Annotated in this window: 22 protein-coding genes; 10 read left to right on the top strand and 12 right to left on the bottom strand. The window is 73.6% G+C overall.

All coding sequences use genetic code 11. The features are described 5' to 3' along the window. Positions 1-4 precede the first annotated feature (4 nt). Genes ACGFZS_RS16380 through ACGFZS_RS16365 form a run of 4 tightly spaced genes read left to right on the top strand, consistent with a single transcriptional unit; the run spans position 5 to position 3,424 of the window. A complete protein-coding gene (locus ACGFZS_RS16380; RefSeq protein ID WP_393796018.1) occupies positions 5-820 on the top strand; it encodes an STM4013/SEN3800 family hydrolase in 816 nt (271 codons plus the stop codon). Continuing rightward, complete coding sequence (locus tag ACGFZS_RS16375; protein ID WP_393795616.1) at positions 817-2,154, top strand: STM4012 family radical SAM protein; 1,338 nt, start codon at positions 817-819, stop codon at positions 2,152-2,154. Before ACGFZS_RS16380 ends, ACGFZS_RS16375 begins: the two co-directional genes overlap by 4 nt. A gap of 10 nt (positions 2,155-2,164) precedes the next feature. Then, the gene (locus ACGFZS_RS16370; RefSeq protein ID WP_393795615.1) at positions 2,165-3,055 is read left to right on the top strand and encodes an STM4011 family radical SAM protein; all 891 of its coding nucleotides are present in this window, start codon (positions 2,165-2,167) and stop codon (positions 3,053-3,055) included. Positions 3,056-3,076: 21 nt separating this feature from the next. Further along, positions 3,077-3,424 carry a tetratricopeptide repeat protein gene (locus ACGFZS_RS16365; protein ID WP_393795614.1) on the top strand — a complete coding sequence of 116 codons (348 nt, stop codon included), beginning with the start codon at positions 3,077-3,079 and terminating at the stop codon, positions 3,422-3,424. A gap of 7 nt (positions 3,425-3,431) precedes the next feature. Here ACGFZS_RS16365 and ACGFZS_RS16360 read toward each other — a convergent pair whose 3' ends face one another. From ACGFZS_RS16360 to ACGFZS_RS16350, 3 genes are read right to left on the bottom strand one after another with little or no spacing between them, the layout of a single operon-like run. Continuing rightward, complete coding sequence (locus ACGFZS_RS16360; protein WP_393795613.1) at positions 3,432-4,352, bottom strand: M56 family metallopeptidase; 921 nt, start codon at positions 4,350-4,352, stop codon at positions 3,432-3,434. A gap of 6 nt (positions 4,353-4,358) precedes the next feature. Next, a complete protein-coding gene (locus ACGFZS_RS16355) occupies positions 4,359-4,775 on the bottom strand; it encodes a BlaI/MecI/CopY family transcriptional regulator (protein ID WP_355718682.1) in 417 nt (138 codons plus the stop codon). Positions 4,776-4,813: 38 nt separating this feature from the next. Further along, a complete protein-coding gene (locus ACGFZS_RS16350; protein WP_393795612.1) occupies positions 4,814-6,262 on the bottom strand; it encodes a PepSY-associated TM helix domain-containing protein in 1,449 nt (482 codons plus the stop codon). A gap of 124 nt (positions 6,263-6,386) precedes the next feature. Between ACGFZS_RS16350 and ACGFZS_RS16345 the strand changes: the two genes are divergently transcribed. Then, a complete protein-coding gene (locus ACGFZS_RS16345) occupies positions 6,387-7,031 on the top strand; it encodes a peptide deformylase (protein ID WP_393795611.1) in 645 nt (214 codons plus the stop codon). A 112-nt stretch (positions 7,032-7,143) separates the two neighbouring features. On the opposite strand, the gene ACGFZS_RS16340 is transcribed toward ACGFZS_RS16345, so the two are convergent. Then, positions 7,144-8,571, bottom strand: a complete 1,428-nt coding sequence (locus ACGFZS_RS16340) for a dihydrolipoyl dehydrogenase family protein (RefSeq protein ID WP_393795610.1) — start codon at positions 8,569-8,571, stop codon at positions 7,144-7,146. A 135-nt stretch (positions 8,572-8,706) separates the two neighbouring features. Between ACGFZS_RS16340 and trxA the strand changes: the two genes are divergently transcribed. Beyond that, positions 8,707-9,087 (top strand): thioredoxin, encoded by a 381-nt coding sequence (gene trxA / locus ACGFZS_RS16335; RefSeq protein WP_393795609.1) that lies wholly within the window; start codon positions 8,707-8,709, stop codon positions 9,085-9,087. A 35-nt stretch (positions 9,088-9,122) separates the two neighbouring features. Here trxA and ACGFZS_RS16330 read toward each other — a convergent pair whose 3' ends face one another. Next, positions 9,123-10,559, bottom strand: a complete 1,437-nt coding sequence (locus tag ACGFZS_RS16330; protein ID WP_393795608.1) for an aldehyde dehydrogenase family protein — start codon at positions 10,557-10,559, stop codon at positions 9,123-9,125. Positions 10,560-10,683: 124 nt separating this feature from the next. Beyond that, positions 10,684-11,730 carry a LacI family DNA-binding transcriptional regulator gene (locus tag ACGFZS_RS16325; RefSeq protein ID WP_393795607.1) on the bottom strand — a complete coding sequence of 349 codons (1,047 nt, stop codon included), beginning with the start codon at positions 11,728-11,730 and terminating at the stop codon, positions 10,684-10,686. Positions 11,731-11,878: 148 nt separating this feature from the next. Between ACGFZS_RS16325 and ACGFZS_RS16320 the strand changes: the two genes are divergently transcribed. After that, positions 11,879-12,550: a TetR/AcrR family transcriptional regulator gene (locus ACGFZS_RS16320; protein WP_393795606.1), complete on the top strand. Its 672-nt coding sequence runs from the start codon at positions 11,879-11,881 to the stop codon at positions 12,548-12,550. Positions 12,551-12,559: 9 nt separating this feature from the next. Then, entirely contained in the window at positions 12,560-13,726 is a 1,167-nt protein-coding gene (locus ACGFZS_RS16315) for an FAD-dependent oxidoreductase (RefSeq protein WP_393795605.1), read from the top strand. On the opposite strand, the gene ACGFZS_RS16310 is transcribed toward ACGFZS_RS16315, so the two are convergent. Next, positions 13,701-14,384, bottom strand: a complete 684-nt coding sequence (locus ACGFZS_RS16310) for a TetR/AcrR family transcriptional regulator (RefSeq protein WP_393795604.1) — start codon at positions 14,382-14,384, stop codon at positions 13,701-13,703. The genes ACGFZS_RS16315 and ACGFZS_RS16310 overlap by 26 nt on opposite strands. Before the next feature lie 103 nt (positions 14,385-14,487). On the opposite strand from ACGFZS_RS16310, the gene ACGFZS_RS16305 reads away from it, so the two are divergent. After that, positions 14,488-15,045 (top strand): NAD(P)H-dependent oxidoreductase, encoded by a 558-nt coding sequence (locus ACGFZS_RS16305; protein ID WP_393534486.1) that lies wholly within the window; start codon positions 14,488-14,490, stop codon positions 15,043-15,045. Positions 15,046-15,129: 84 nt separating this feature from the next. Here ACGFZS_RS16305 and ACGFZS_RS16300 read toward each other — a convergent pair whose 3' ends face one another. Further along, positions 15,130-16,011 (bottom strand): LLM class F420-dependent oxidoreductase, encoded by an 882-nt coding sequence (locus tag ACGFZS_RS16300; protein WP_393795603.1) that lies wholly within the window; start codon positions 16,009-16,011, stop codon positions 15,130-15,132. Positions 16,012-16,216: 205 nt separating this feature from the next. Here ACGFZS_RS16300 and ACGFZS_RS16295 point away from each other — a divergent pair, with 205 nt between their 5' ends. Continuing rightward, positions 16,217-17,191: an alpha/beta hydrolase gene (locus ACGFZS_RS16295; protein WP_393795602.1), complete on the top strand. Its 975-nt coding sequence runs from the start codon at positions 16,217-16,219 to the stop codon at positions 17,189-17,191. A gap of 7 nt (positions 17,192-17,198) precedes the next feature. Here ACGFZS_RS16295 and ACGFZS_RS16290 read toward each other — a convergent pair whose 3' ends face one another. The 4 genes from ACGFZS_RS16290 to ACGFZS_RS16275 form a co-directional block, all read right to left on the bottom strand. After that, positions 17,199-19,232: a TerD family protein gene (locus tag ACGFZS_RS16290; protein ID WP_393795601.1), complete on the bottom strand. Its 2,034-nt coding sequence runs from the start codon at positions 19,230-19,232 to the stop codon at positions 17,199-17,201. A gap of 124 nt (positions 19,233-19,356) precedes the next feature. Next, a complete protein-coding gene (locus ACGFZS_RS16285) occupies positions 19,357-19,563 on the bottom strand; it encodes a hypothetical protein (protein ID WP_393795600.1) in 207 nt (68 codons plus the stop codon). Between the two features lie 116 nt (positions 19,564-19,679). After that, complete coding sequence (locus tag ACGFZS_RS16280; RefSeq protein WP_393795599.1) at positions 19,680-20,138, bottom strand: (2Fe-2S)-binding protein; 459 nt, start codon at positions 20,136-20,138, stop codon at positions 19,680-19,682. Positions 20,139-20,169: 31 nt separating this feature from the next. Beyond that, the gene (locus ACGFZS_RS16275; protein ID WP_393796017.1) at positions 20,170-22,224 is read right to left on the bottom strand and encodes a molybdopterin cofactor-binding domain-containing protein; all 2,055 of its coding nucleotides are present in this window, start codon (positions 22,222-22,224) and stop codon (positions 20,170-20,172) included. Positions 22,225-22,295: the final 71 nt, after the last annotated feature.

Here is a 22,295-nt window from a genome sequence, read left to right as displayed (position 1 = left end):
GGACATGACCGAGGTGGTCGGCAGCCACGACCTCCTCCTCGTCACCCTCGACACCCTGCGCCACGACGTCGCCGTGGAACTCGCCGCCGAGGGCCGCCTGCCCCACCTCGCCCGCCATCTCCCCAACGGAGTGTGGGAGGAACGGCACGCCCCGGGCAGCTTCACCTACGCCTCCCACCAGGCGATCTTCGCGGGCTTCCTGCCGACCCCGGCCGCCCCCGGCCCGCACCCCCGCCTGTTCGCGGCGAGCTTCGCGGGCAGCGAGACCACCGCCCCCGGCACCTTCGTCTACGACACCCCGGACCTGGTCTCCGGCCTGGCCGAGGCCGGTTACCGCACCGTCTGCGTCGGCGGCGTCGGCTTCTTCAACCGGCGGGGCCCGCTGGGCTCCGTCCTGCCCGGCCTCTTCCACGAGGCGCACTGGGAACCGGAGTTCGGCGTCACCTCGCCCCACTCCTTCGAGAACCAGGTGGCCCGCGCCGAGCAGGTCGTCCGCGAACTCCCCCGCGAACAGCGGCTGTTCCTCTTCGTCAACGTCTCCGCCCTGCACCAGCCCAACTGGTTCCATCTGCCGGGCGCCACCCGCGAGGCGGGCGACAGCCGGGCCACCCATGCCGCCGCCCTGGAGTACGTGGACCGGCACATCGGCCGGCTGTTCGCCGCCGCGAGCAGCCGGCGCCGCTGCTTCGCGATCGTCTGCTCCGACCACGGCACCGCCTACGGCGACGACGGCTACACCGGCCACCGCCTGGGCCACGAGTCCGTGTGGACCGTGCCGTACGCCCACTTCTTCCTGGACCCGGCGGAGGCCGCCCGATGACCACCGCGACCGCGACAAGCCCCTACCAGAGCTATGTCTACGCCTATCCCCACAAGACCGCCTACCGCCGGCTGCCCGACCGCCCCGCGCTGCGCGACCTGTGGGCCGCCGAGCCGAAGAACGCCCTCTCCCTCTATCTGCACATCCCGTTCTGCGAGGTCCGCTGCGGCTTCTGCAACCTCTTCACCCGCATCGGCGCCCCCGACGGCCTCACCGGCGCCTACCTGGACGCCCTGGAACGCCAGGCGGGGGCCGTCCGCGAGGCCCTCGGCGACCAGGACGGCGTACGGTTCGCCACGGCGGCCTTCGGCGGCGGCACCCCCACCTTCCTCACCGCCGCCGAGCTGACCCGGCTCTGCGACATCGCCGAGCGGCGGATGGGCGCCGACCTGCGCGCCGTCCCCCTCTCGGTGGAGGCCTCGCCCGCCACCGCGACGGCCGACCGGCTCGCCGTCCTCGCCGAGCGCGGCACCACCCGGCTCAGCCTCGGCGTGCAGAGCTTCGTCGACTCCGAGGCACGGGCGGCCGTACGACCGCAGCGCCGCGCGGACGTGGAGGCCGCGCTCGCCCGGATCCGTGAGGCGGGCATCCCGGTGCTCAACATCGACCTGATCTACGGCATCGACGGCCAGACGGAGCAGACCTGGCTGCGCTCACTGGACGCGGCCCTCGCCTGGCGCCCGGAGGAGCTGTACCTCTACCCGCTCTACGTCCGCCCGCTGACCGGACTCGGCCGCCGCACCGCCACCGACTCCGACCCGGCCTGGGACGCCCAGCGCCTGCACCTCTACCGCACCGGCCGCGACCACCTCCTGGCCCACGGCTACACCCAGCAGTCGATGCGCATGTTCCGCCGCGCCGACGCCCCGCCGCAGGGGGCCGACGACTACGCCTGCCAGACCGACGGCATGATCGGGCTGGGCTGCGGCGCCCGCTCGTACACCTCCGGGCTGCACTACTCCTTCGACTACGCCGTGGACATGCACGAGATACGCGGGATCGTCGACGACTACGTCTCCCGCCCCGCCGGGGACTTCGCGCACGCCGAGATCGGCCGCCGGATCGGCGTGGACGAGGCCCGGCGACGGCATCTGCTGCAGTCCCTGCTGCAGGCGGAGGGCCTGCGGCACGACGACTACCGCACCCGCTTCGGCGCGGCCCCCGGCGACCACTTCGCCACCGAACTCGGCCGGTTCGCCGACCGAGGCTGGCTGACCGACGACGGCACGGTCCTGCGTCTGACCCCCGAGGGCCTCGCGCACTCCGACGCGATCGGACCCGGCCTGTTCTCCCCGGCGGTGCGGGCCGCGATGGCCGCCTACGAGCGGAAGTGACGGCCCGGCCATGGACCTGACCCTGCTCTACCGGGGCCCGCTCGCCTCCTGCGACTACGACTGCCCCTACTGCCCGTTCGCCAAGCGGCGCGACAGCACGGACCAACTCCGCGCGGACCGTGCCGCGTTGGCCCGGTTCGCGGACTGGGCTCAGCGGCAGACCGAGGACCGGCTCTCGATCCTGTTCACGCCCTGGGGCGAGGGCCTGGTCCGGTCCTGGTACCGGCGCACCCTCACCGAGCTGTCCCGTCTCCCGCACATCCGCCGGGTGGCGATCCAGACCAACCTCAGCTGCCGCACCGACTGGCTCGCCGACGCCGACCCGGACACGCTCGCGCTGTGGTGCACCTACCACCCCGGGCAGACCCCCTACGACCGTTTCCTCGGCAAGTGCCGCGACCTCGCCGACCGGGGCATCCGGTTCAGCGTGGGCATCGTCGGGCTGCCCGGCCATCTCGAAGCGGCCCGGCGGCTGCGCGCGGACCTGCCCGGACACGTCTACCTCTGGGTCAACGCGGCCGAGGGCCACACCTACACGGACGCGGAGGCGGACCGGTGGACGGCCCTCGACCCGCTCTTCCCCTACAGCCGCCACCCGCACGCCAGCGCGGGGCTGCCCTGCCGGACCGGGGAGTCGGTCGTCTCCGTGAACGGGGAGGGCACGGTCCGCCGCTGCCACTTCGTCCCGGCCCCGCTCGGCAACCTCTACGACGGCTCCTACCGCGCCGCCCTGCGCCCCCGCGCCTGCCCGCTGACCAGCTGCGACTGCCACATCGGCTATGTCCATCTGGAGACGCTGCCGCTGTACGACGTGTTCGCGGGCGGGGTCCTGGAGCGCGTCCCGGCACCCTCCGCGCCCCCTCCCCCAGTAGTGGAATTTTCAACCACCCGGCTCCGTTGACGGCGGCGAAGGAGGTCACGAGTGGACACGACGTACTACGAGCAGGGAACCCTCGCCGAACGCTGGGACCGTGCCCGGCTGTTCTTCGACGCCAAGGACTACGCGGGTGCCGCGCGGGTGCTCGCCGGGCTGGTCGAGGAGGTGCCGGAGCAGACCGGACCCCGGCTGCTGCTGGCGCGCGCCTACTACCACTCGGCCCAACTGCGCCGCGCCGAGGCCGAGTTGCGCACGATCGTCGAGCGCGACCCGGTGGAGCACTACGCCCGGCTGATGCTGGGCCGCACGCTCCAGCGCCAGGCCCGGCACGAGGAGGCGGAGCCGCATCTGCGCCTCGCCTCGGCGCTGGCCGGGGACTTCCCCGAGGAGTGAACGGCCGTCACAGGGGTGTGGCCGCGTGCAGGATCAGGAACAGGGTGATCGCCGAGTTCGCCGAGGACATCGCCGACACCAGGGCGCCGGCCGCCGCGCCCCAGACGGCGAATCCGGCCGCGGTGAACGCCGAGGGCCAGTCGCGGGCCACCGGCGCGGGGCCGAGCAGCGCGGCGACCCGGCGCGGCACCGGGCCGGTGGCGGCCAGTGCGGCCAGGGTGGGCGCCGGGCTGCCCGTCGACAGCAGCGCCGCCTTGCCGATGGCCCGGGCGACCGTGCGCCGGTCCCCCACCGCGCGGGCCGCCTCCTCGTCCGCCCAGCGCTCCGCCGTGTAGACGACGGCGGTGCGCAACGGCCGCAGGAAGGGGTTGGCGCGGGCCGCCAGATGCACGGCGAGCAGGTAGCGGTGGTGCCGGGCGGCGAGATGCGCGCGTTCATGGGCAAACAGGGCCCGGCGCTCGGCGGGGGCGAGGCCGCCCAGCAGCCCGGTGGTGGCGACGATCCGGTCCGGGAGCGCGTAGGCGTAGGGGGCGCCGTCGGGCAGGACGGCGACCTCCCGGCCGGGCAGCCCGGTCAGCGCCCGCCGGGCCAGCCGGGCACCCCGGCGGTGCCGGCGCAGGGCGCGCCCGCACAGCACGGCCACCACACCGAGGGCGGGGATGGCGGCGCGGCCGGCGATCTCGTCGTGCGGGACGGCGGCCCGCACCTCCGGGTCGGACCAGCCGTCCGGGAGCGGGTTGCCGGGGAGCTGGGCGGTGCCCACCACCATCAGCAGGGCCAGGCAGAGCGTGCTGCACACGGCCATGACCAGGGCCACCGCGGTGAGCAGCCGGGTGGCGGTGCGCGGGTGCAGCCGCCCCTCGGCCAGCCGGGCGACGGGCCAGGCGGTCAGCGGCAGGACCAGCGGCAGGAAGACGAAGACCCCCATGTCCGGTCAGTCTTCCGTACCGCCGGGGCCGGTGGGCGAGGTGCGCCGAGTGTTCACCGGACCCGGCCCCGCGGCCTCCAGGAGCGCCCGCAGCACCTGCTCGTCACCGGGCGGCAGCGCGGTGACGAAGCTCGCCAGGACGGCCTCCCGGTCCCGTTCGCCGTCGAGGAGCCGGCGCATCCGCAGGGCGGCGAGCCGGGCCACGTCGGCGGTGGGCGTCCACAGGAAGGCGCGGCCCTGCCGTTCGCGGGCGACGACGTCCTTGGCGAGCAGCCTGGTCAGGATCGTCACCACGGTGGTGTAGGCGAGGTCGCCGCCGAGCCGCTCCTGCACCCAGGCGGCGGTGACGGGCCCTTCGGCCTCGCGGAGCGCGCCGAGCACCTGCCCCTCCAGCTCCCCCTGCCCCCGCCGGGCCCGCGCCATGATCCCGTCTCCCTCCGGCGACAGCGTGTCTGACCACGCTACTTCACGCCGGCACCCCTTCCGTACGATCGCCGCCCCCGCCGGTGCGCGATCTCGCCGAGCACGATGTCGACGGCGAGGAACGCGGCGAGCGGGATACCCAGCAGCGGCACGAACCAGCCCAGCACCGCGATCACCGCCATGCCCGGGACGAGCAGGTACGGCGGGACCTCCGCCCAGGCCCCGCGCGGGATGGGCCGGCCGAAGGCGGAGCCCCGGCCGCGCTGCCACCACATGCGGTAGCCCCACAGGATCAGCAGGATCAGGGAGAGGGCGAGCAGGGCCAGGGCGAGCTGGTTGACGAGGCCGAAGAGGATGCCGGTGTGCAGGTCGATGCCCCAGCGGGTGAGTTTGGCGAGCAGCGGGTAGTCGGCGAACCGCAGCACGTCGGTCACCTCGCCCGTCGTCGGGTCGACGGCGACGGCGTCCTGCTTCTCGGGCCAGCTGCGCTGGACCTGCTTGACGACGTACGTGCTGTTCGCGTCGGCGGGCGGCACGATCTCGACCGGGTCGCCCAGCCCCTCGGCGCGCGCGGCGGCCAGCACCTTGTCGAGGCCGACCCCGTGCTCGGCGTCGCCGCCGGTCCCGGCCGCCGTACCGTGCCCGGCGTGCTCGCCGCCGCTCGCGGCCGCCGACACGGACGGGGTCGCCTGCCCCAGGGAGGTGCGCAGTTCGTCGATGTTGGCACCGGCGTAGGTGGACCAGGTCAGGCCGGTCGCCGACAGGAACACGAAGCCGGCGGCGGCCCAGACGCCGACGGTGCCGTGCAGGCCGAGGGTGCGCCGCCGCCCGCTGGTGCCGCGCACCTTGCGCAGCGCCCGCCGCCGGGAGAACCACAGCACCAGGCCGCCGCCCGCGATCACCCACAGCCAGCTCGCCGCGAACTCGCTGTAGAGCCGGCCGGTGTCGCCGAGGTGCAGATCGCGGTGGAGTTCGTCGATCCAGGTGCGCAGCGGCAACGCGCCGGTGGAGCCGTACTGTTCGAGCGCGCCGCGCACCTTGCCGGTGTACGGGTCGACGAACACCGCGAGGGTGTGGTCCGGGTTCACGCCCTCGACGCCCGACAGCAGCACCCTGGTCGTCGCGCCCGCCTCGGGCGACGGCCGTATCGCGGAGACCGTGCCCTCGGGGTGCGCCTTGCGGGCCGCGGCGACCTGCTCGGAGACCGGCAGCTCCGTCTTGCCCACCGGGACGGTCAGTTCATGGGCGTACACCAGCTTCTCGGCCTGGAAGGAGAAGGCGTACAGCAGGCCGGTGGTGGCGGCGACCAGGAGGAAGGGGGCGACCAGGACACCGGCGTAGAAGTGCAGGCGCAGGACGAGGGGGCGCAGCGGGGCCCAGCGGCTCGGCGGGGCGGCCGGGGCGGCGGGTTGCGGGGCCTCGTCCGATGGGGGTCCCCCCGATCGAGCGGAGCCGAGATTGGGGGAGGTCGGGGGAGCGGTGGACATCGGCGGGTTCTCCGGGGGACTCGGGGCTGAGCGGTGACGGTCCAGTAGTCGGGCGGCCCGCGCCTTGAGTTCCCCCCACGCAAAGTGACCCGCGTCACACTCCCGCTCATGGCATCCTGGCGCGATGGCATCCCCCAGTGATCGCGCGCCCCTTGCCGAACAGATCGAGGAACTCCTCGCCCCCGGCGGCCCGTTGACCATCGTCACCGCCGGCGACCCGGTCCTCCGGCGCGGAACCGACCCCTACGACGGCCAGTTGGCCCCCGCCCTGCTGGCCCGGTTCATCGAGGCACTGCGCGTCACCATGCACGCGGCCCCCGGCGTGGGCCTCGCCGCACCCCAGGTCGGCGTCCCCCTCCGCATCGCGGTCATCGAGGACCCGGCACCCGTGCCCGAGGAGGTCGCCTCGGCCCGGGGCCGGGTCCCCCAGCCCTTCCGCGTACTCGTCAACCCCGCCTACGCGCCCACCGTCCCCACCCGCGCCGCCTTCTTCGAGGGCTGCCTGAGCGTGCCGGGCTGGCAGGCGGTCGTCTCCCGGCACGCCGAGGTACGCCTGCGCGCCGAGGACGAACACGGCCGCGCGCTGGACGAGTTGTTCACGGGCTGGCCGGCCCGCATCGTCCAGCACGAGACCGACCACCTCGACGGCCTGCTGTACCTGGACCGCGCGGAACTGCGGTCACTGTCGTCGAACGAGGAGATGGCGAGGCGCTGGTCTCAGCCGACGCCCACGACGGCAGCAGAAGAGCTGGGCTTCAAAATGCCCTGAACTGCAGCGCCCCGTCAGGGGCGCGGGGCTCTGTCGATATGCGGCTCCGCCGCGTGGGCGCGACCAGCCCCCACCGGCCCGCAGGCGACCCACGCCCCATCCTCCTTCGGCCCTACCCCCGATACGCCTCCAGCAGCCGCAGCCACACCTCGCTCAACGTCGGATAAGACGGCACCGCATGCCACAACCGGCTGATCGGCACCTCCCCGGCGACCGCCACGGTCGCCGAGTGGATCAGCTCGCCCACCCCCGGCCCCACGAACGTGACTCCGCGCAGGGTCTCCGAGTCCAGGTCGACGACCATCCGGGCCCGCCCCTTGTACCCCTCGGCGTACAGCCCCGCCCCCGCGACCGACGAGAACTCGACGTCCACGGCCCGCACCCGGTGCCCGGCCTGCTCGGCCTCCGCAAGGGAGAGCCCGACGGCCGCCGCCTCCGGGTCGGTGAAGACGACCTGCGGGACGGCGTCGTGGTCGGCGGTGGCCGCGTACGCGCTCCACGGCGCGTCCGGCACCGCCGTGTCCGCGGCGCGCGCCGCGATGACGGCACCGGCGATCCGGGCCTGGTACTTGCCCTGGTGGGTGAGGAGCGCCCGGTGGTTGACGTCCCCGACGGCGTACAGCCAGTCGGTGCCGTCGACCAGCAGCGTGTCGTCGACCGACAGCCAGGAGCCCGGCTCCAGCCCGACGGTGTCGAGGCCGATGTCGTCGGTGTGCGGCACGCGCCCCGTGGCGAAGAGGATCTCGTCGGCCTCGATCCGGTCACCCGCGTCGGTCACGGCCACGACCGTGCCGTTCTCGCGGGTCACCGACCGGACGGACGTGCCGGTGCGGACGTCGACGCCCGCCTCCTTGAGCGCGTCGGCGACGAGTTCGCCGGCGAACGGCTCCATGCGGTTCAGCAGCCCCTTGCCGCGGACCAGAAGGGTGACCCGGGAACCGAGGGCCTGCCAGGCGGTGGCCATCTCGGTGGCGACCACACCGCCGCCGACCACGATCAGCCGGCCGGGCGTCTCCTGGGCGCTGGTGGCCTCGCGGCTGGTCCAGGGCTTCACCTCGGCGAGCCCGGGCAGCGGAGGCAGCTGGGCGCGGGTGCCGGTGGCGACGGCGACCGCGTGCCGCGCGGTGAGCGTGGTGAGGGTGCTGTCGGGGCCGGTCACAGTGACCGTGCGGGGGCCGGCGAGGCGGCCCTGGCCCCGGTAGAGGTCGGCGCCGATGCCGTCCAGCCAGGCGACCTGGCCGTCGTCCTGCCAGTTCGAGGTGAAGTAGTTGCGGCGGGCGAGGACCGCGGGGGCGTCGAGGGGTCCCTGGACCGCCTGGGCGAGCCCGGGCAGCCTGCGGGCGTCGGCCTGGGCGATGACCGGGCGCAGCAGGGCCTTGCTGGGCATGCACGCCCAGTACGAGCACTCGCCGCCGACGAGTTCGCTCTCCACGACCGCGGTGGAGAGACCGGCCGCACGGGTGCGGTCGGCCACGTTCTCCCCCACGGGCCCGGCTCCGAGCACCACTACGTCGTAAGCGATGGATTCCGTTTCCGTCATGGGGCCAGTCTCGCGGGTGGTGTGCGCCGGGGCCACACGGGTAGGCAGGCGGAATACCCGTCCGGTCGGACATGTTGTCGCGAGCGGTTTCGCCCCAGCCCGGGACGCCCCCACATCAGGAAGAGGGAAGCACGCATGAGCAGCACCGTGGAGCTCACCAAGGAGAACTTCGACCAGACGGTCACCGAGAACGAGTTCGTTCTCATCGACTTCTGGGCGGCCTGGTGCGGCCCGTGCCGGATGTTCGCCCCCGTCTACGAGAAGGCGGCCGAGGCCAACCCCGACCTGGTCTTCGCCAAGGTCGACACGGAGGCGCAGCCGGAGCTGGCCGCGGCCTTCAACATCCAGTCGATCCCGACCCTGATGATCGTCCGCGACCAGGTCGCCGTCTTCGCCCAGCCGGGCGCCCTGCCGGAGGCCGCCCTGACGGACGTCATCGGCCAGGCCCGCAAGCTGGACATGGACGAGGTCCGCAAGAGCATCGCCGCGCAGCAGGGCGGCGCCCAGGGCGAGTGACACCCCCTAGCGGGAGCGAGACCCCTTAACGAAGGTTAGAAGGGGTACGGCGCCACATCCGGCCGTACGGTCGTCCACCGCACGTCCGTGAACGCCTCCAGGTTGGACTCGCCGCCGAACCGGGCACCGGTGCCGGAGGCGGCGACTCCGCCGAAGGGGGCCACGGCCTCGTCGTTCACGGTCTGGTCGTTGATGTGGACGATGCCGGTCGGGATGCGTTCGGCGAGGTCCAGTCCGCGGGCCGCGTCCCGGGTGACGATGCCGAGGGAGAGCCCGTAGGAACTGTCCGCGGCGAGGGCGGCGGCCTCGTCGGCGTCGGCGAAGGCGCGCACCGGCGCGACCGGTCCGAAGACCTCCTCGGCGTAGGCGGGGGTGCGGTCGTCCACGCCGGCGAGGACCGTGGGCCGGTAGAAGAGGTTCTCGTGGGTGCCGCCGGCGGCGAGCCGGGCGCCGTGGGCGGTGCTGGACTCCACCAGGCCGTGGATCTTGGCGAGTTGGCCGGCGTCGATGATCGGGCCGAGGTGGACCTGCTCGCGGTGCGGGTCGCCGACGGCGAGCGAGTCGGCCTTGGCGGCGAGGCGTTCGACGTACTCGTCGACGAGCGAGGCGTGCACCAGGTGGCGTCCGGTGGTCATGCAGATCTGGCCCTGGTGGAAGAAGGATCCCCAGGCGGCGGTGGAGATCACCGCGTCGAGGTCGGCGTCCTCCAGCACGATCAGGGCGGAGTTGCCGCCGAGTTCGAGGTGGGCGCGCTTGAGCCGGCGGCCCGCGGCCTCGCCGACGGCGCGGCCGGCCGCCGTCGAGCCGGTGAAGGAGATGACCGGCACCTGCGGGTCGTCGACCAGCGCCGCGCCGACGTCGGCGGCGCCGGGCAGCACCTGCAGCAGACCCTCCGGCAGCCCGGCCGCGGCGAACACGGCGGCCAGCGCGAGCCCGCCGCAGACGGCGGTGCGCGGATCGGGCTTCAGGACCACCCCGTTGCCCAGCGCGAGTGCGGGGGCCACCGAGCGGATGGACAGGATCAGCGGCGCGTTGAACGGCGCGATCACCCCGACGACACCGACCGGGATCCGGCGGGTGTACGACAGCCGGGGCGCCTCGCTGGGCAGGACCTGGCCGGCCGGGCGGGAGGCGAGGGCGGCGGCCTCGTAGCACTCCTGGGCGGCGACATGCAGTTCGAAGTCCGCCTTGCCGGGTATGGAGCCGGACTCGCGGACGATCCACTCGCGCAGTTCGTCGGCGTGCTCCGTGAACAAGTCCCCTGCCTTGCGCAGGACTTGGGCCCGGACGAAGTGCGGTACCCGGGCCCATTCGCGCTGGGCGGCCCGGGCCGCCGCGGCGGCCGGGGCGACGTCGGCGGGGGCGGCGAGGGTGACCGTGTCGAGCGGGTCGCCGGTGGCGGGCTCGGTGACGGTGTACTGCGGGCCGGACAGGGCGCTGGCCTGCCAGGTCTTCGGGTCGAGCAGCGGCATGACGGCTCTCCGATCGATCACCGGGTTGCGCGGCTCACGGCGCGCCCATGAGCCGTTTGGTTGAGCGCGCAACATCCTAGTCAGAGGGCGCGGAAAAGCACCGCCCTCCGACCAGGGTGACCCATCAGCTGGAGTCGCGCCGCACCACGGCGGCGCCGAGCACCTGGTGCGTCTCGGGTTCGCCGCCGAAGTCGCGCACCGCGCGGTCGACCAGTTCGGCGAGGTCGCGGCCGGACGGCAGGTCGATGTGGATCGTGGACAGCCGGGGGCGCAGCAGCCGGCCGAGCATCAGGTCGTCGGCGCCGACCACAGCCGTCTCCTCGGGGATGCGGACGCCCTCGTCCTGGAGGGCGCGCATGAGCAGCATGGCGTACTCGTCGTTGTACGCGAACACCGCGTCGATCCCCGACTCCCGCCAGCCGGAGGCGAGTTGGGCCGCGGACTCCTCGGTGTAGGCGAGCGGCAGCTCGGTGAGCGTGGCGTCGGTGCCGCGCAGGGCCTGGCGGAGTCCTTCGACGCGGGGCCGGGAGTAGGTCTCAAGACCGGTCTCCGTGGGGACGACCACGCCGATCCGGCGCCGGCCGCGGGCGTACAGGTGGGCGCCGGCGCAGCGGCCGACGGCGTCGTGGTCCATCAGCAGGGCATGGGCGCCGTCGACCCGTTCGGGGCCGAAGGTGACCACGGCGCGGGCACCGGCCCGCTTGAGGACGGCGACGCCCTCGGGCCCGAGTTCGGCGTCGGGGACCAGTACCGCGACCGGCCGCAACTCGGCCCAGGCGCGGGCGGCTTCGTCACCGCGCAGGCCCGCCGTGCCGTACTGCACGACGGTGTAGTCCAGGCGGCTGAGGGCCCACTGGAGGTCGTTGATGAACTGGCCGTAGAGCGGGCCCATCGGGATGGCCGGGGCGGGCATCAGCACCATCCGGCTGTGCCCGGCGCGCAGGCTGCGGGCGGCCGCGTGCGGGACGTACCCGAGTTCCTTCGCGGCCTGGTGGACGCGGCGCCGCGTGGGCTCGCTGATCCGTACGGCGCTGGTGTTGTTGAGGACGTAGGAGACGGTCGCGCGGGAGACGCCGGCCAGGCGGGCCACATCGGCGCTCGTGGGGACCGAGCGCGGAGTCGGCGACGCTGCCGAGGGCGGTTTCGGGATCTGCACCATGACGTACGGCATCTTGGCAGAAGCCCCGAGTGAGGATGGCGGCGGGGCAAGGTGGTTCACGGTTGGACGAATTGGGTCCGGCACGCCGCCGGAGACATCATCGGACGAACATGTTCGTCACGAGCTTATTCGGAACGAACATGTTCGTTAGAGTCGGGGCATGCCAGCCACCCCCCGCTCCCGCCGCGAGCGTCCCGCCAAGCCCGCCCTGACCAGGGAGGGCATCGTCACCGCCGCCGTGGAGATCCTGCGCGCCGAGGGTCTGCAGAAGGTCACCATGCGGCGCCTGGCCCAGGAGCTCGACACCGGACCGGCCTCGCTGTACGTCTACGTCCGCAACACCGCCGAGCTGCACGCGGCGGTCCTGGACGAACTGCTCGGCGGCGTGGCACCGGCCCCGGCGGAGGGCGACTGGCGCAAGCGGCTGGAGCAGGTGCTCCTCGGGTACACCCGGATGCTCCTGGAGTACCCGAGCCTGGCCCGCTCCGCGCTGACCTCCTGGCCGAGCGGCCCGAACTACCTGAATCTGATCGAGAGCCTGCTGGGCCTGCTCGCCGAGGGCGGGGTGCCGCGCGAGCGGGCCGCCTGGGGCGTCGACCTGCTGCTCCAGCGCGCCACCGCGACCGCCGCCGAGCACGCGGGCGGGGGTTCCCAGGAGGACTGGGACGCGCTCGGTCACGCGCTGACCGAGGTGTCGGAGCGGACCCACCCGCACATCGCCGCCGCGTCCGGACTGCTCATGACCGGATCGCCCGGTGCCCGCGCGTCCTGGGCGTTCCAGGCCCTGATCAGCGGCATCGAGCACACCGCCGTACCCGAACCCCACGACTAGGAGACCACCGTGTCGACACCCCACCACCCCATAGCGATCATCGGCGCCGGACTCGGCGGGCTCACGCTCGCCCGGGTGCTGCACGCGCACGGCGTCGAGACCGCCGTCTTCGACCGCGACGCCTCCCCCGCCGCCCGCACCCAGGGCGGCATGCTCGACATCCACGAGGAGTCCGGCCAGGCGGCGCTCCGCGCGGCCGGGCTGTACGAGGAGTTCCTGACGCACGTCCATGCCGGCGGCCAGGCGGTACGGGTGCTGGACCAGGACGCCCGGGTCCGTTACGAGGCGGTCGACGACGGTACCGGCGGACGTCCGGAGATCGACCGCGGCGACCTGCGCGGGCTGCTGCTCGGCTCGCTGCCCGAGGGCGTGATCCGCTGGGGCGCGAAGGTCACCGGCGCCCGTCCGTTCGGCGACGGCCGGCACGAGGTGCTGCTGGCGGACGGCGGTTCGTTCACCACGGATCTGCTGGTCGGCGCCGACGGCGCCTGGTCGCGGGTGCGCCCGCTGGTCTCGGACGCCCTGCCCGCGTACTGCGGGGTGTCGTTCGCGGAGGCGGACCTGCCGGACGCGGACGTACGGCATCCGGTGAGCGCCGAGGTCGTCGGCGGCGGCATGCTGTTCGCGCTGGGCGCCAGCCGGGGTTTCCTGGCCCACCGGGAGAGCGACGGCGGTCTGCACGTGTACGCGGCGGTCGAGGCTCCCGAGGAGTGGCTGGACGGGATCGACTTCACCGACACCGAGGCGGCCAAGGCGGCCGTCCTGCGGTCCTTCGACGGCTGGGACAAGAGCCTGCGGGCGCTGGTCGCGGACGCCGAGGGAGAGCTGGTGCCCCGGCGGATCCACGCCCTGCCGGCCGGCCACCGCTGGGACCGCGTGCCCGGCGTGACCCTGCTCGGTGACGCGGCGCACCTGATGTCGCCGTTCGCCGGGGAGGGCGCCAACCTGGCCCTGATCGACGGCTCCGACCTGGGCCTGGCCCTCCTCGCGCACCCGGGCGACACCGAGGCCGCCCTGGCCGCCTACGAGGCGGGGATGTTCCCGCGCGCCGCGGCGGCCGCGGCGGAGTCGACGGCGGGCGGCGCCTTGCTGTTCGAAGCCGACGCGCCGCGCGGCCTGGTCGACCTGTTCGCGGCCGGGCGGCCGGACGTCAGCGGGGCGGCTCCGTCCGCGTGACGCGGGCGACCAGGTCGACCCAGCCGGCCTCCAGGCGCTCCATCGGCATCCCGCACTGCCTGGTCAGATGGTGGATGAGGGCGGGGTCGAGAGCGGCCAGCAGCGTCTGGGCGAGCAGTTCGCAGTCGGCGTCCGGCTCGATCTGCCGCAGCAGCACCGTGACATGGGTGCGCAGGGCGCGGCCCGAGGGGTGGGCGTGGCGGCGGGTCGGTTCGGGCTGGGCGGCCAGCTGCAGGTCCAGCTGCTCGACCGCGCGGTAGAGCACCGCGATGCCGAAGGCGCGCAGCCGCTCGACCGGCGGGGCGCCGGGGCCCAGCGGGGGCGGCCCGCCGAGGAAGTCGGCCTGCAGCTGCCGCGCCGAGTGGTCGAGGAGGGCCATCAGCAGCCCCGTGCGGTCGCCGAAGCGGCGGAAGACGGTGCCCTTGCCCACCTCGGCAGCCGCGGCCACCGCCTCCATGGTGACCCCGGCCACCCCGTGCTCGGCGATCAGCCGGGCGGCCGCCTCCAGGAGCCGGGCGCGGTTGCGGGCCGCGTCGGCACGCAGGCAGGGCTCTTCGGGAGCGGAGGGTCCCACTTCGAGCAACTGCGGTGTGTCGAAGGGCTCCTGAGGCTGCGGGAAGGGCGGCAGGACGCTGGACATGAAGACAGCGTAAAGCATGGGGAACAGAACTGGACCGCGGTCCGTTTGGGATGTTAGAAATTAACCGGACCCCGGTCCGGATTCGTAACGGCAGTGTTTCATCCCCCCTTGGAGTTCCCCCATGTCTGTCCGCATCCTTGCGCTCGTCGGCAGCCTCCGTGCCGGTTCGCACAACCGCCAGCTCGCCGAGGCGGCCGTGAAGCTCGCTCCCGAGGGTGCCGAGGTCGAGGTCTTCGAGGGCCTCGCCGACATCCCGTTCTACAACGAGGACATCGACGTCGAGGGCACCGTCCCGGCCGCCGCCGCGAAGCTGCGCGCCGCCGCCCAGGCCGCCGACGCCTTCCTGCTCTTCTCCCCCGAGTACAACGGCACGATCCCGGCCGTCCTGAAGAACGCCATCGACTGGCTGTCCCGCCCGTACGGCGCCAGCACCTTCGGCGGCAAGCCGGTCGCCGTCATCGGCACCGCCTACGGCCAGTACGGCGGTGTGTGGGCGCAGGACGAGACCCGCAAGGCCGTGGGCATCGCCGGCGGCAAGGTGATCGAGGACATCAAGCTCTCCATCCCCGGTTCCGTGGTCCGCTTCGCCGAGACCCACCCGGCCGACGACGCCGAGGTCGCCGCCCAGCTGACCGAGGTCGTCGCCCGCCTGCACGGCAACGTGGGCGTGGCCGCCTGAGGCACCCCCGCCCGAAAAGAGCCCGAAAAGAAGAGGGGGCCGGAGCTGACGAGCTTCGGCCCCCTCTCTTCCACGTCCCGTGGCTCACTCGATCCCGGCGAGCCGCTCGACGGCCGGGGCCGCGAAGCTCTCGATCCATCCCGAGGTCTCGCCCAGGCGCGGCGACAGGATGACGGTGTCGAGGCCGAGCTTGGCGTACCCCTCGATGTCCCGGGTGAAGGCGTCCAGGTCGCCCGTGGTGGCCGGCTCGGCGCCGTACGCGATGGTCTTGCGGATGGTGCCGTAGTCCCGTCCGACGGTGTCGCAGTGGCCGCGCAGCACGTCGAGCTTGTGCCGGAGCTCCTCGGGGGAGCCGGGGATCAGGTTGCAGGCGTCGGCGTACTGGGCGACCAGCCGCAGGGTCTTCTTCTCTCCCCCGCCGCCGATCATGATCTCCGGGTGCGGCCGGCTGACCGGCGCCGGTACGCAGAGCGTCTCGGCGAGCCGGTAGTACGTGCCCTCGAAGGGGCCGTTGTTCTCCGGGTCCCACATCTGGAGACAGATCCGCAGCGTCTCCTCCAGCCGCTCGAAGCGCTCCGCGAGCGGCGGGTAGGGCACGCCGAGGCCGTGGTGCTCACGGTCGTACCAGGCGGCCCCGATGCCCAGGGTGGCCCGGCCGCCGGAGACCAGGTCGAGAGTGGTGGCGATCTTGGCGAGCAGACCGGGATGCCGGTACGTCACGCCGGTGACCAGGGCGCCCAGCCGCACGGTGGAGGTGCGGCCGGCGAGGTAGCCCAGCGTCGTGTAGGCCTCCAGCATGGGGTCCTCGGCGCCGCCGTTGAACTCCATCTGGAAGTAGTGGTCCATCACCGAGACCCAGCTGACGCCCGCCGCCTCGGCCGCGGCACCGGCGGCGGCCAGTTCGGCGCCGAGGGCGGGCCCGCCGCCGGGGTGGTTGAACCGGTTGATGTGCACGCCCACGCGCATGGCCGTTCTCCGTTCCGCCCGGATGGTCGTATGCTCCCTCGACGCTAGATCTTCGAGCGCGCTCGAAGTCAAGCCGCGGCGCGGAGTCCGGACCGGGCACCCGCCGGATGGCGGGGAGCTTCCGCCGTCCGGCGGCCTCCGGCGCGCATACGGCGGAGCGGACCATGGCCCTACGAGCCGCAGTACACCGCCGCGAGGAGCAGCCATGACCTCCGTACCGCCCCCGTTCGACCCCGAACTCTCCGCCGCCCTGGAGCTGATCAAGGACGTGATCTCCCCGGCGTTCACGATGGACGACATCGCCACGATCCGGGAGGGCGCGGGGATACAGCTGCTGGCCGAGCTGGACCTCACGATGGACGGGGCGTTCGCGGTGGAGGACCGCACGGTGCCCGGTCCGGCGGACGCGCCGGAGATCTCCCTCCTGATCTGCCGCCCGGTCGCCTCCGCGACTCCCGGCCCGCTGCCGGTGATCTACCACGTGCACGGCGGCGGCATGGTGATCGGCAACAACCGGGTGGGCGTGGACGTCCCGCTGGCCTGGGCGAAGGAACTGGGCGCGGTGGTGGTGTCGGTGGAGTACCGGCTGGCGCCCGAACATCCGCATCCGGCGCCGGTCGAGGACGTGTACGCCGGGCTGCTGTGGACGGCGGAGCACGCGAAGGAGATCGGCGGTGACCCGGACCGGATCGTGATCGCCGGCGCCAGCGCGGGCGGCGGCCTCACCGCCGCCCTTGCCCTGCTTCTGAGGGACCGTCAAGGCCCGTCGGTCATCGGCCAGATACTCATGTGCCCCATGCTCGACGACCGCAACGACACGCCGTCCAGCCACCAGATGAAGGGTCTCGGCGTCTGGGACCACACGGCCAACGAGACCGGCTGGACCGCCCTGCTCGGCGCGGCCCGCGGCGGCCCCGACGTCTCCCCCTACGCGGCCCCCGCCCGCGCCGCCGACCTCACGAACCTCCCGCCGGCCTTCCTCGACGTGGGCTCCGCCGAGACCTTCCGGGACGAGACCGTCGCCTACGCGTCCCGCATCTGGCAGTCCGGCGGGGTCGCCGAACTCCACGTCTGGCCGGGCGGCTTCCACGGCTTCGACGGCTTCGCCCCGCAGGCCGCCCTCTCCCAGGCGGCACGCGCGGCCCATCTGACCTGGCTGCGACGGCTGCTGGCGAACTGAGCGGCCGTCAGCCGACGGGCTCCGGCTGCTTGGCCGGGGCCCGTCGGGCCGTCGCCCGGTCCAGGTGGACCGCCACGGTGCCGTAGAACCGCTGCACGGCGTCGTCGACACTGCGGATGAACCCGGTCTCGGCGCTGCCCCGGCCGCTGCCCATGCCCTTGAGGAGCGAGAGCCGGAAGCCGGTGATCCGGGCGCCGTCGGTCTTCGGCAGCAGGTCGGCCGGTTCGGGGCGGAGCCGTTCGAGGGTGCCGCGCGGACCGGCGGTGTCGCCCTCGACCAGGGTCTCGATGTGCAGATCGGCCGGCGCCTCGGCCAGCGACCGCACCAGCCGCTTGGCCCAGCTCAGCGGGTAGCCCTGTTCCGGGGCCGGGATCTGCATGGCCGTGCGGAGCCGGCCGGTGCGCAGATCGGCCTCGATCTCCAGCACGCCCGGCGTGCCCTCGATGCGCAGTTCGGCCTGGAGCCGGCCCTGCAGGCACAGCTGGTCGGCGAGCAGGCCCCGGCGCTCCTTGGGGTCCCGGCCGGCCCTGGAGCCACGGACCGGGAGCACCTTCTGCCCGAGTTCGCCGCCCAGGCCCAGGCAGACCTGCCGGATCAGCCGCTCCCAGCTCTCCACCACGTCGAGGGCGCGCGGGTCGCCCTGGCAGAGGGTCTCGTCGTCGATGCCGTTGCGCACCGGGACCCAGGCGGGGCCCATGTTCTGGAAGCCGTGGCAGCCGGAGTTCTCGTGCTGGAGGTAGTGCAGCAGTTCCTGGAGGAGCCAGGCGTGCGCCTTGTTGCCGACGCCCTCGTGCCGGATCAGCATCTGGGCCTGGTGGGCGACCTCGGCCCAGGACAGGTGGCGCAGCGCCACCTTGTGCTTGCGCCGCCCGTCGATCTTGACGTCGACCAGCGGACTGCCGTCCAGCGCCACGTCGTTGGAGAGCGTGATCACGGCCTCGTAGCCACGGCGGGCCGCGATGTCCATGTAGGCCTGCACCTGCTCGGACTTCAGGGCGTTGCCGTTGGTCTTCGTCTCGACCAGGGCCGTCCACAGCTTGCCGGCCCGCTCTACGCGGATGACGCCGTCGGGGCGCCGTGGGGTGTCGCCGTGCGGCAGGGACACCTCGGTGAACGTCTCCATGCGTCCGGCCGGGGCGCCGAAGCCCGCGGTGAGCCGTCGGCCGAACTCGGGTACCTGGGCCATCACCGAGAGCAGGACGGAGGTGGCGCGCGTCTCGCGGTCGCGGTCGCTCTTCAGGGCCGAGACGGGGAAGAGCCGGGCCTGGCGCCAGGACTCGTTCTCCGCGAGGGACTTCCTGGCGGCCTTCGGCAGGGTGACCTTCTTCTTCGCCGTGCGCGGCCGGGCGGCCGACGGCTTCGCCGCGGTGTCGTCCGCGGGCGGGCGGGGCGCGGGGACGCCGTCCAGGTTGTCCTTCGCCTCCTGCTCGGCCACCGGTTCGGGACCGGCCTGTTCGTCGTCGGCGGGGCCGTCCAGCGCGTCCTCGGGTGCGGCGTCGTCGTCGATGTCGACGCCGAAGTCGGTCGCCAGACCGGCCAGTCCGTCGGCGTACCCCTGCCCGACGGCGCGGAACTTCCACTCCCCCGTCCTGCGGTACAGCTCCCCGAAGATGACGGCGCTCACCGCGTCGGCGTCCGCGACGGTGAACCGGAGCAGTCCGTCGCCGGCCGCGTCGGCCAGGGTGACGGTGAGGTTCTCCAGTTCGCCGAAGCGGGCGTCCCGGTACCGGCTGGCCGCGACGATCATCCGGTCGACGTCCTGCGGTACGGCGGTCAGGTCGAAGCCGATCCGGTCCTCGTCGCCGGCCTCCGTGGGCGTCTTGCCGAGCAGTTGCACACTGCCGTCGGCCGCCACCGGGTTGTTGTAGAAGTAGAAGTCGGTGTCCCCGCGCACCTTGCCGTCGGCGCCGACCAGCAGAACGGACACGTCCGCGTCGCCCTCGCCGCTGGGGCTGACCCAGCCCAGGCTGACGACCACCGAGCCGACGTTCTCGCTCAGGGCCGACAACGTGACGTTGGACCCCTTCACCATCTCCTGCATGAATCCCCCAGGATCCCCACCATCGAGCCTGGCTAACTGTAGTGCGCACCGAGCTCGGCGGTGCCTTCGGTCCGGAAACGACCGACTATTTACGATCTTGACCGGGTGGGTGGGGAACTCCAGGTCAGCGGAGGCCGAGCGCCCTGCGGTACGGCGGCCTCGGGCCCGCGGTGGACGTGATGGTGGTGCAGGTCGGGTGGGCGGCGCAGGGGTGGCCGGGGTCAGGGGGCAGGTGTCCGGGTAGGGAGGGTGCCGGTGCGGCGGCCGTCGATGCCAGTGCGGCCGCCGCCATCGCCAGGGCGGCGGCCGCACTCCCCCGTGCTGTCCTCATGCGATGCCTCCCGCTCGTCGGACGGCCCCATGGTCGGGCGGGAGGAGGTGCGCGGTCGTCGGCCGATCGTCTCCGCCGGGGTGTCCTTCGTCTACGCCTCGGCGTCTTCGGTGGGCTCAAGCCCCGTTCGCCGACGCCTTCTTGATCGCCTCCCTGATCCTGGAGTAGGTGCCGCAGCGGCAGACGTTCTCGATCGCGTCGATGTCGGCGTCCGTCGGGTGCGGGGTGCGCTTGAGGAGAGCGGCGGCCGCCATGATCTGGCCGGGCTGGCAGAACCCGCACTGGGCCACGTCGCAGTCCAGCCAGGCCTGTTGGACGGGGTGCAGGGTGTCGCCGTCGGCCAGGCCCTCGATGGTGGTGACCGCGCGGCCCGCGCAGTCGGCGACCGGGACCGTGCACGGCTGGATCTCCTCGCCGTCGAGGTGGCTGGTGCAGGCGCGGCAGACGCCCACCCCGCAGCCGTACTTGGGGCCGGTGACGCCGAGCAGGTCGCGCAGGACCCAGAGCAGGGGCATGTCGTCGGGGGCCTCGACGGTGACCGGTTTGCCGTTGAGGACGAAGGAGTACGAACGCATCGGTGCCTTCTGGGAGTCGGGAGGCGGTGGGTCAGAAGTCGAGCGGGAAGCTGCGGGGTTTCGTTCCGGTGGCGCGGGCGTAGGCGTTGGCGACCGCGCCCGACGCGGCCGGGACACCGAGTTCGCCGGCGCCGCCGGGTTCCCGGCCGGAGGGGAGGATGTGGGCCTCGAACTCCAGCGGGGCGTGCCGCTGGCGGGCGTAGTGGAAGTCGGCGAAGCTGCCCTCGCGCACCGCGCCCCGGTCGATGTGCAGCCCGGCCCGCAGCACGGTGGAGATGCCGTCGACGGCGGTGCCCATGAGCTGGGCCTCCAGGCCGCGCGGATTGACGGCCGTACCGACGTCGGCGGCCATCACCACCTTGGTGACCCGGGGGTTCTCCGGGTCGGTGGCGTCGATCTCGGCGAGGCAGGCGACGGCGGACCCGTACTCCTCGTGCACGGCCACGCCCTGGGCGGTCCCGGCGGGCATGGCCCGGCCCCAGTGCCCGGCGGCGGCCGCCTTGGCGAGGACCGCCCGCACCTGCTTGCTCCGCAGGGTGCTGCGGCGGAAGGCGACCGGGTCCCGGTGCAGGGCGCGCGCGATCTCGTCGACGACGATCTCCTCCACGGTGCGCGACGTGCCGGAGTCCACCGACCGCCAGGCGCCCAGCGGGACCGCCAGCTCGATGCCGCCCGAATCGCCGCCCACGCGGCCGAAGTTGTACAGGCCGCTGTCGCTGGGCAGCGGCCGTACCCCGGCCGACTGGGCGGTCAGGGCGGTCTCGTCGGACGACTCCCCCACCGAGGCCGTCATGTGCTGGAAGGCCACCACCCGGCCGCCCGCCACGCTGGCCCGGATCCGGTGGTGGGTCGCGGGCCGCATCCTGCCGTGCCGGGTGTCGTCGTTGCGGCTCCACATCAGCTTCACCGGCTTGCGGGCCGCCTTGGAGATCAGGGCCGCCTCGATGGCCGCGTCGAAGTTGAGCCGCCGCCCGAACGAGCCGCCGCCGCGCATCACATGGACCCGCACGGCCGTCTTCGGCAGCCCGAGCAGGGCGGCGATCGTCTCGCGGGCGTCCATCGGCGTCTGCGTGGAGAACCACAGCTCGGCCCGGTCGGAGCGGACGTCGGCGATCGCGGTGAGCACCTCCATCGGGGCGTGGCTGACGAACGCGAACGCGAACTCGCCCTCGATCTGCGTCGATCCGCGCGGCGGGCTGCCCAGGCGGGGTACGGCGGCGCGCAGCCGGGAGCGGATCTCCTTGTCGGAGAGGGCGGCCAGCGGGCCCGGCGCCCAGGTGATCCTCAGGGCGTCCCGGGCCTGGAAGGCGTGGTGGAAGGTGTCCGCGACGACGGCGACCCCGCCGGAGATCCGCACGACCGCGTGCACGCCGGGCAGGGCGCGGGCCGCCGTGTCGTCGAGGGAGACCAGCTCGCCGCGCAGCGTCGGCGGCCGGGCCACCACGGTCGGCTTCGCCCCGGCCACCGCCAGGTCGCCCGCGTACTTCGCGGCGCCGGTGACGATGTCCCGGGCGTCGATCCTGGTCGTCGGCTTCCCGATCACTTTGTGCCGGGAGGCCGGCTTGGGCTTGCTCGACACGTCCGGGGTGCGGATCCGGGCGGCGCTCGCGGTGAGCGAGCCGAAGGTGGCGGTCCGGCCGTCGGGGGCGAGGACCCGGCCGTGCCAGGTCCGCAGGGAGTGCGCGGGAAGGTGCCAGCGGCGGGCGGCCGCGGTCACCAGCCGGGCCCGCGCGGTGGCGGCCAGCTGCCGGGCCGGGCCGTACAGCGAGCTGACCGAACTGGAGCCGCCGGTGTACTGGTTGCCCTTGCTGCGGGCGTCGGCGAGGGGGATCCGCACGTCGGTGAGGCGGGCGTCCAGCTCCTCGGCGATCATCATGGCGACGGCGGTGGTGATGCCCTGGCCGACCTCGACGCGCGGCAGCCGTACGACGACCTCGTTGTCCGCGGTGACCTCCAGGACGAGCATCTCCTCGTCGGTGCCGGTGACCAGGACCCCGGGGGCCGCGGTGGCGCCGTCGGCCTCCGAGGTGTCGCAGCCGAGCGGGGCGGCGACCGTGAGGGTGGCCGCGGCCACCGTGTAGACCATGAATCTCCGGCGGGACGGGCCGGCGGCCCGGGCGGGCGCGTTGCGGTCCAAGGGAGAGGCTCCTGTCGTCG

Source organism: Streptomyces sp. NPDC048288 (assembly GCF_043201555.1).
Classification (GTDB): Bacteria; Actinomycetota; Actinomycetes; order Streptomycetales; family Streptomycetaceae; genus Streptomyces.
The sequence above is the reverse complement of the archived record's forward strand: the minus strand, read 5'-3'. Positions and strand labels throughout refer to the sequence as shown.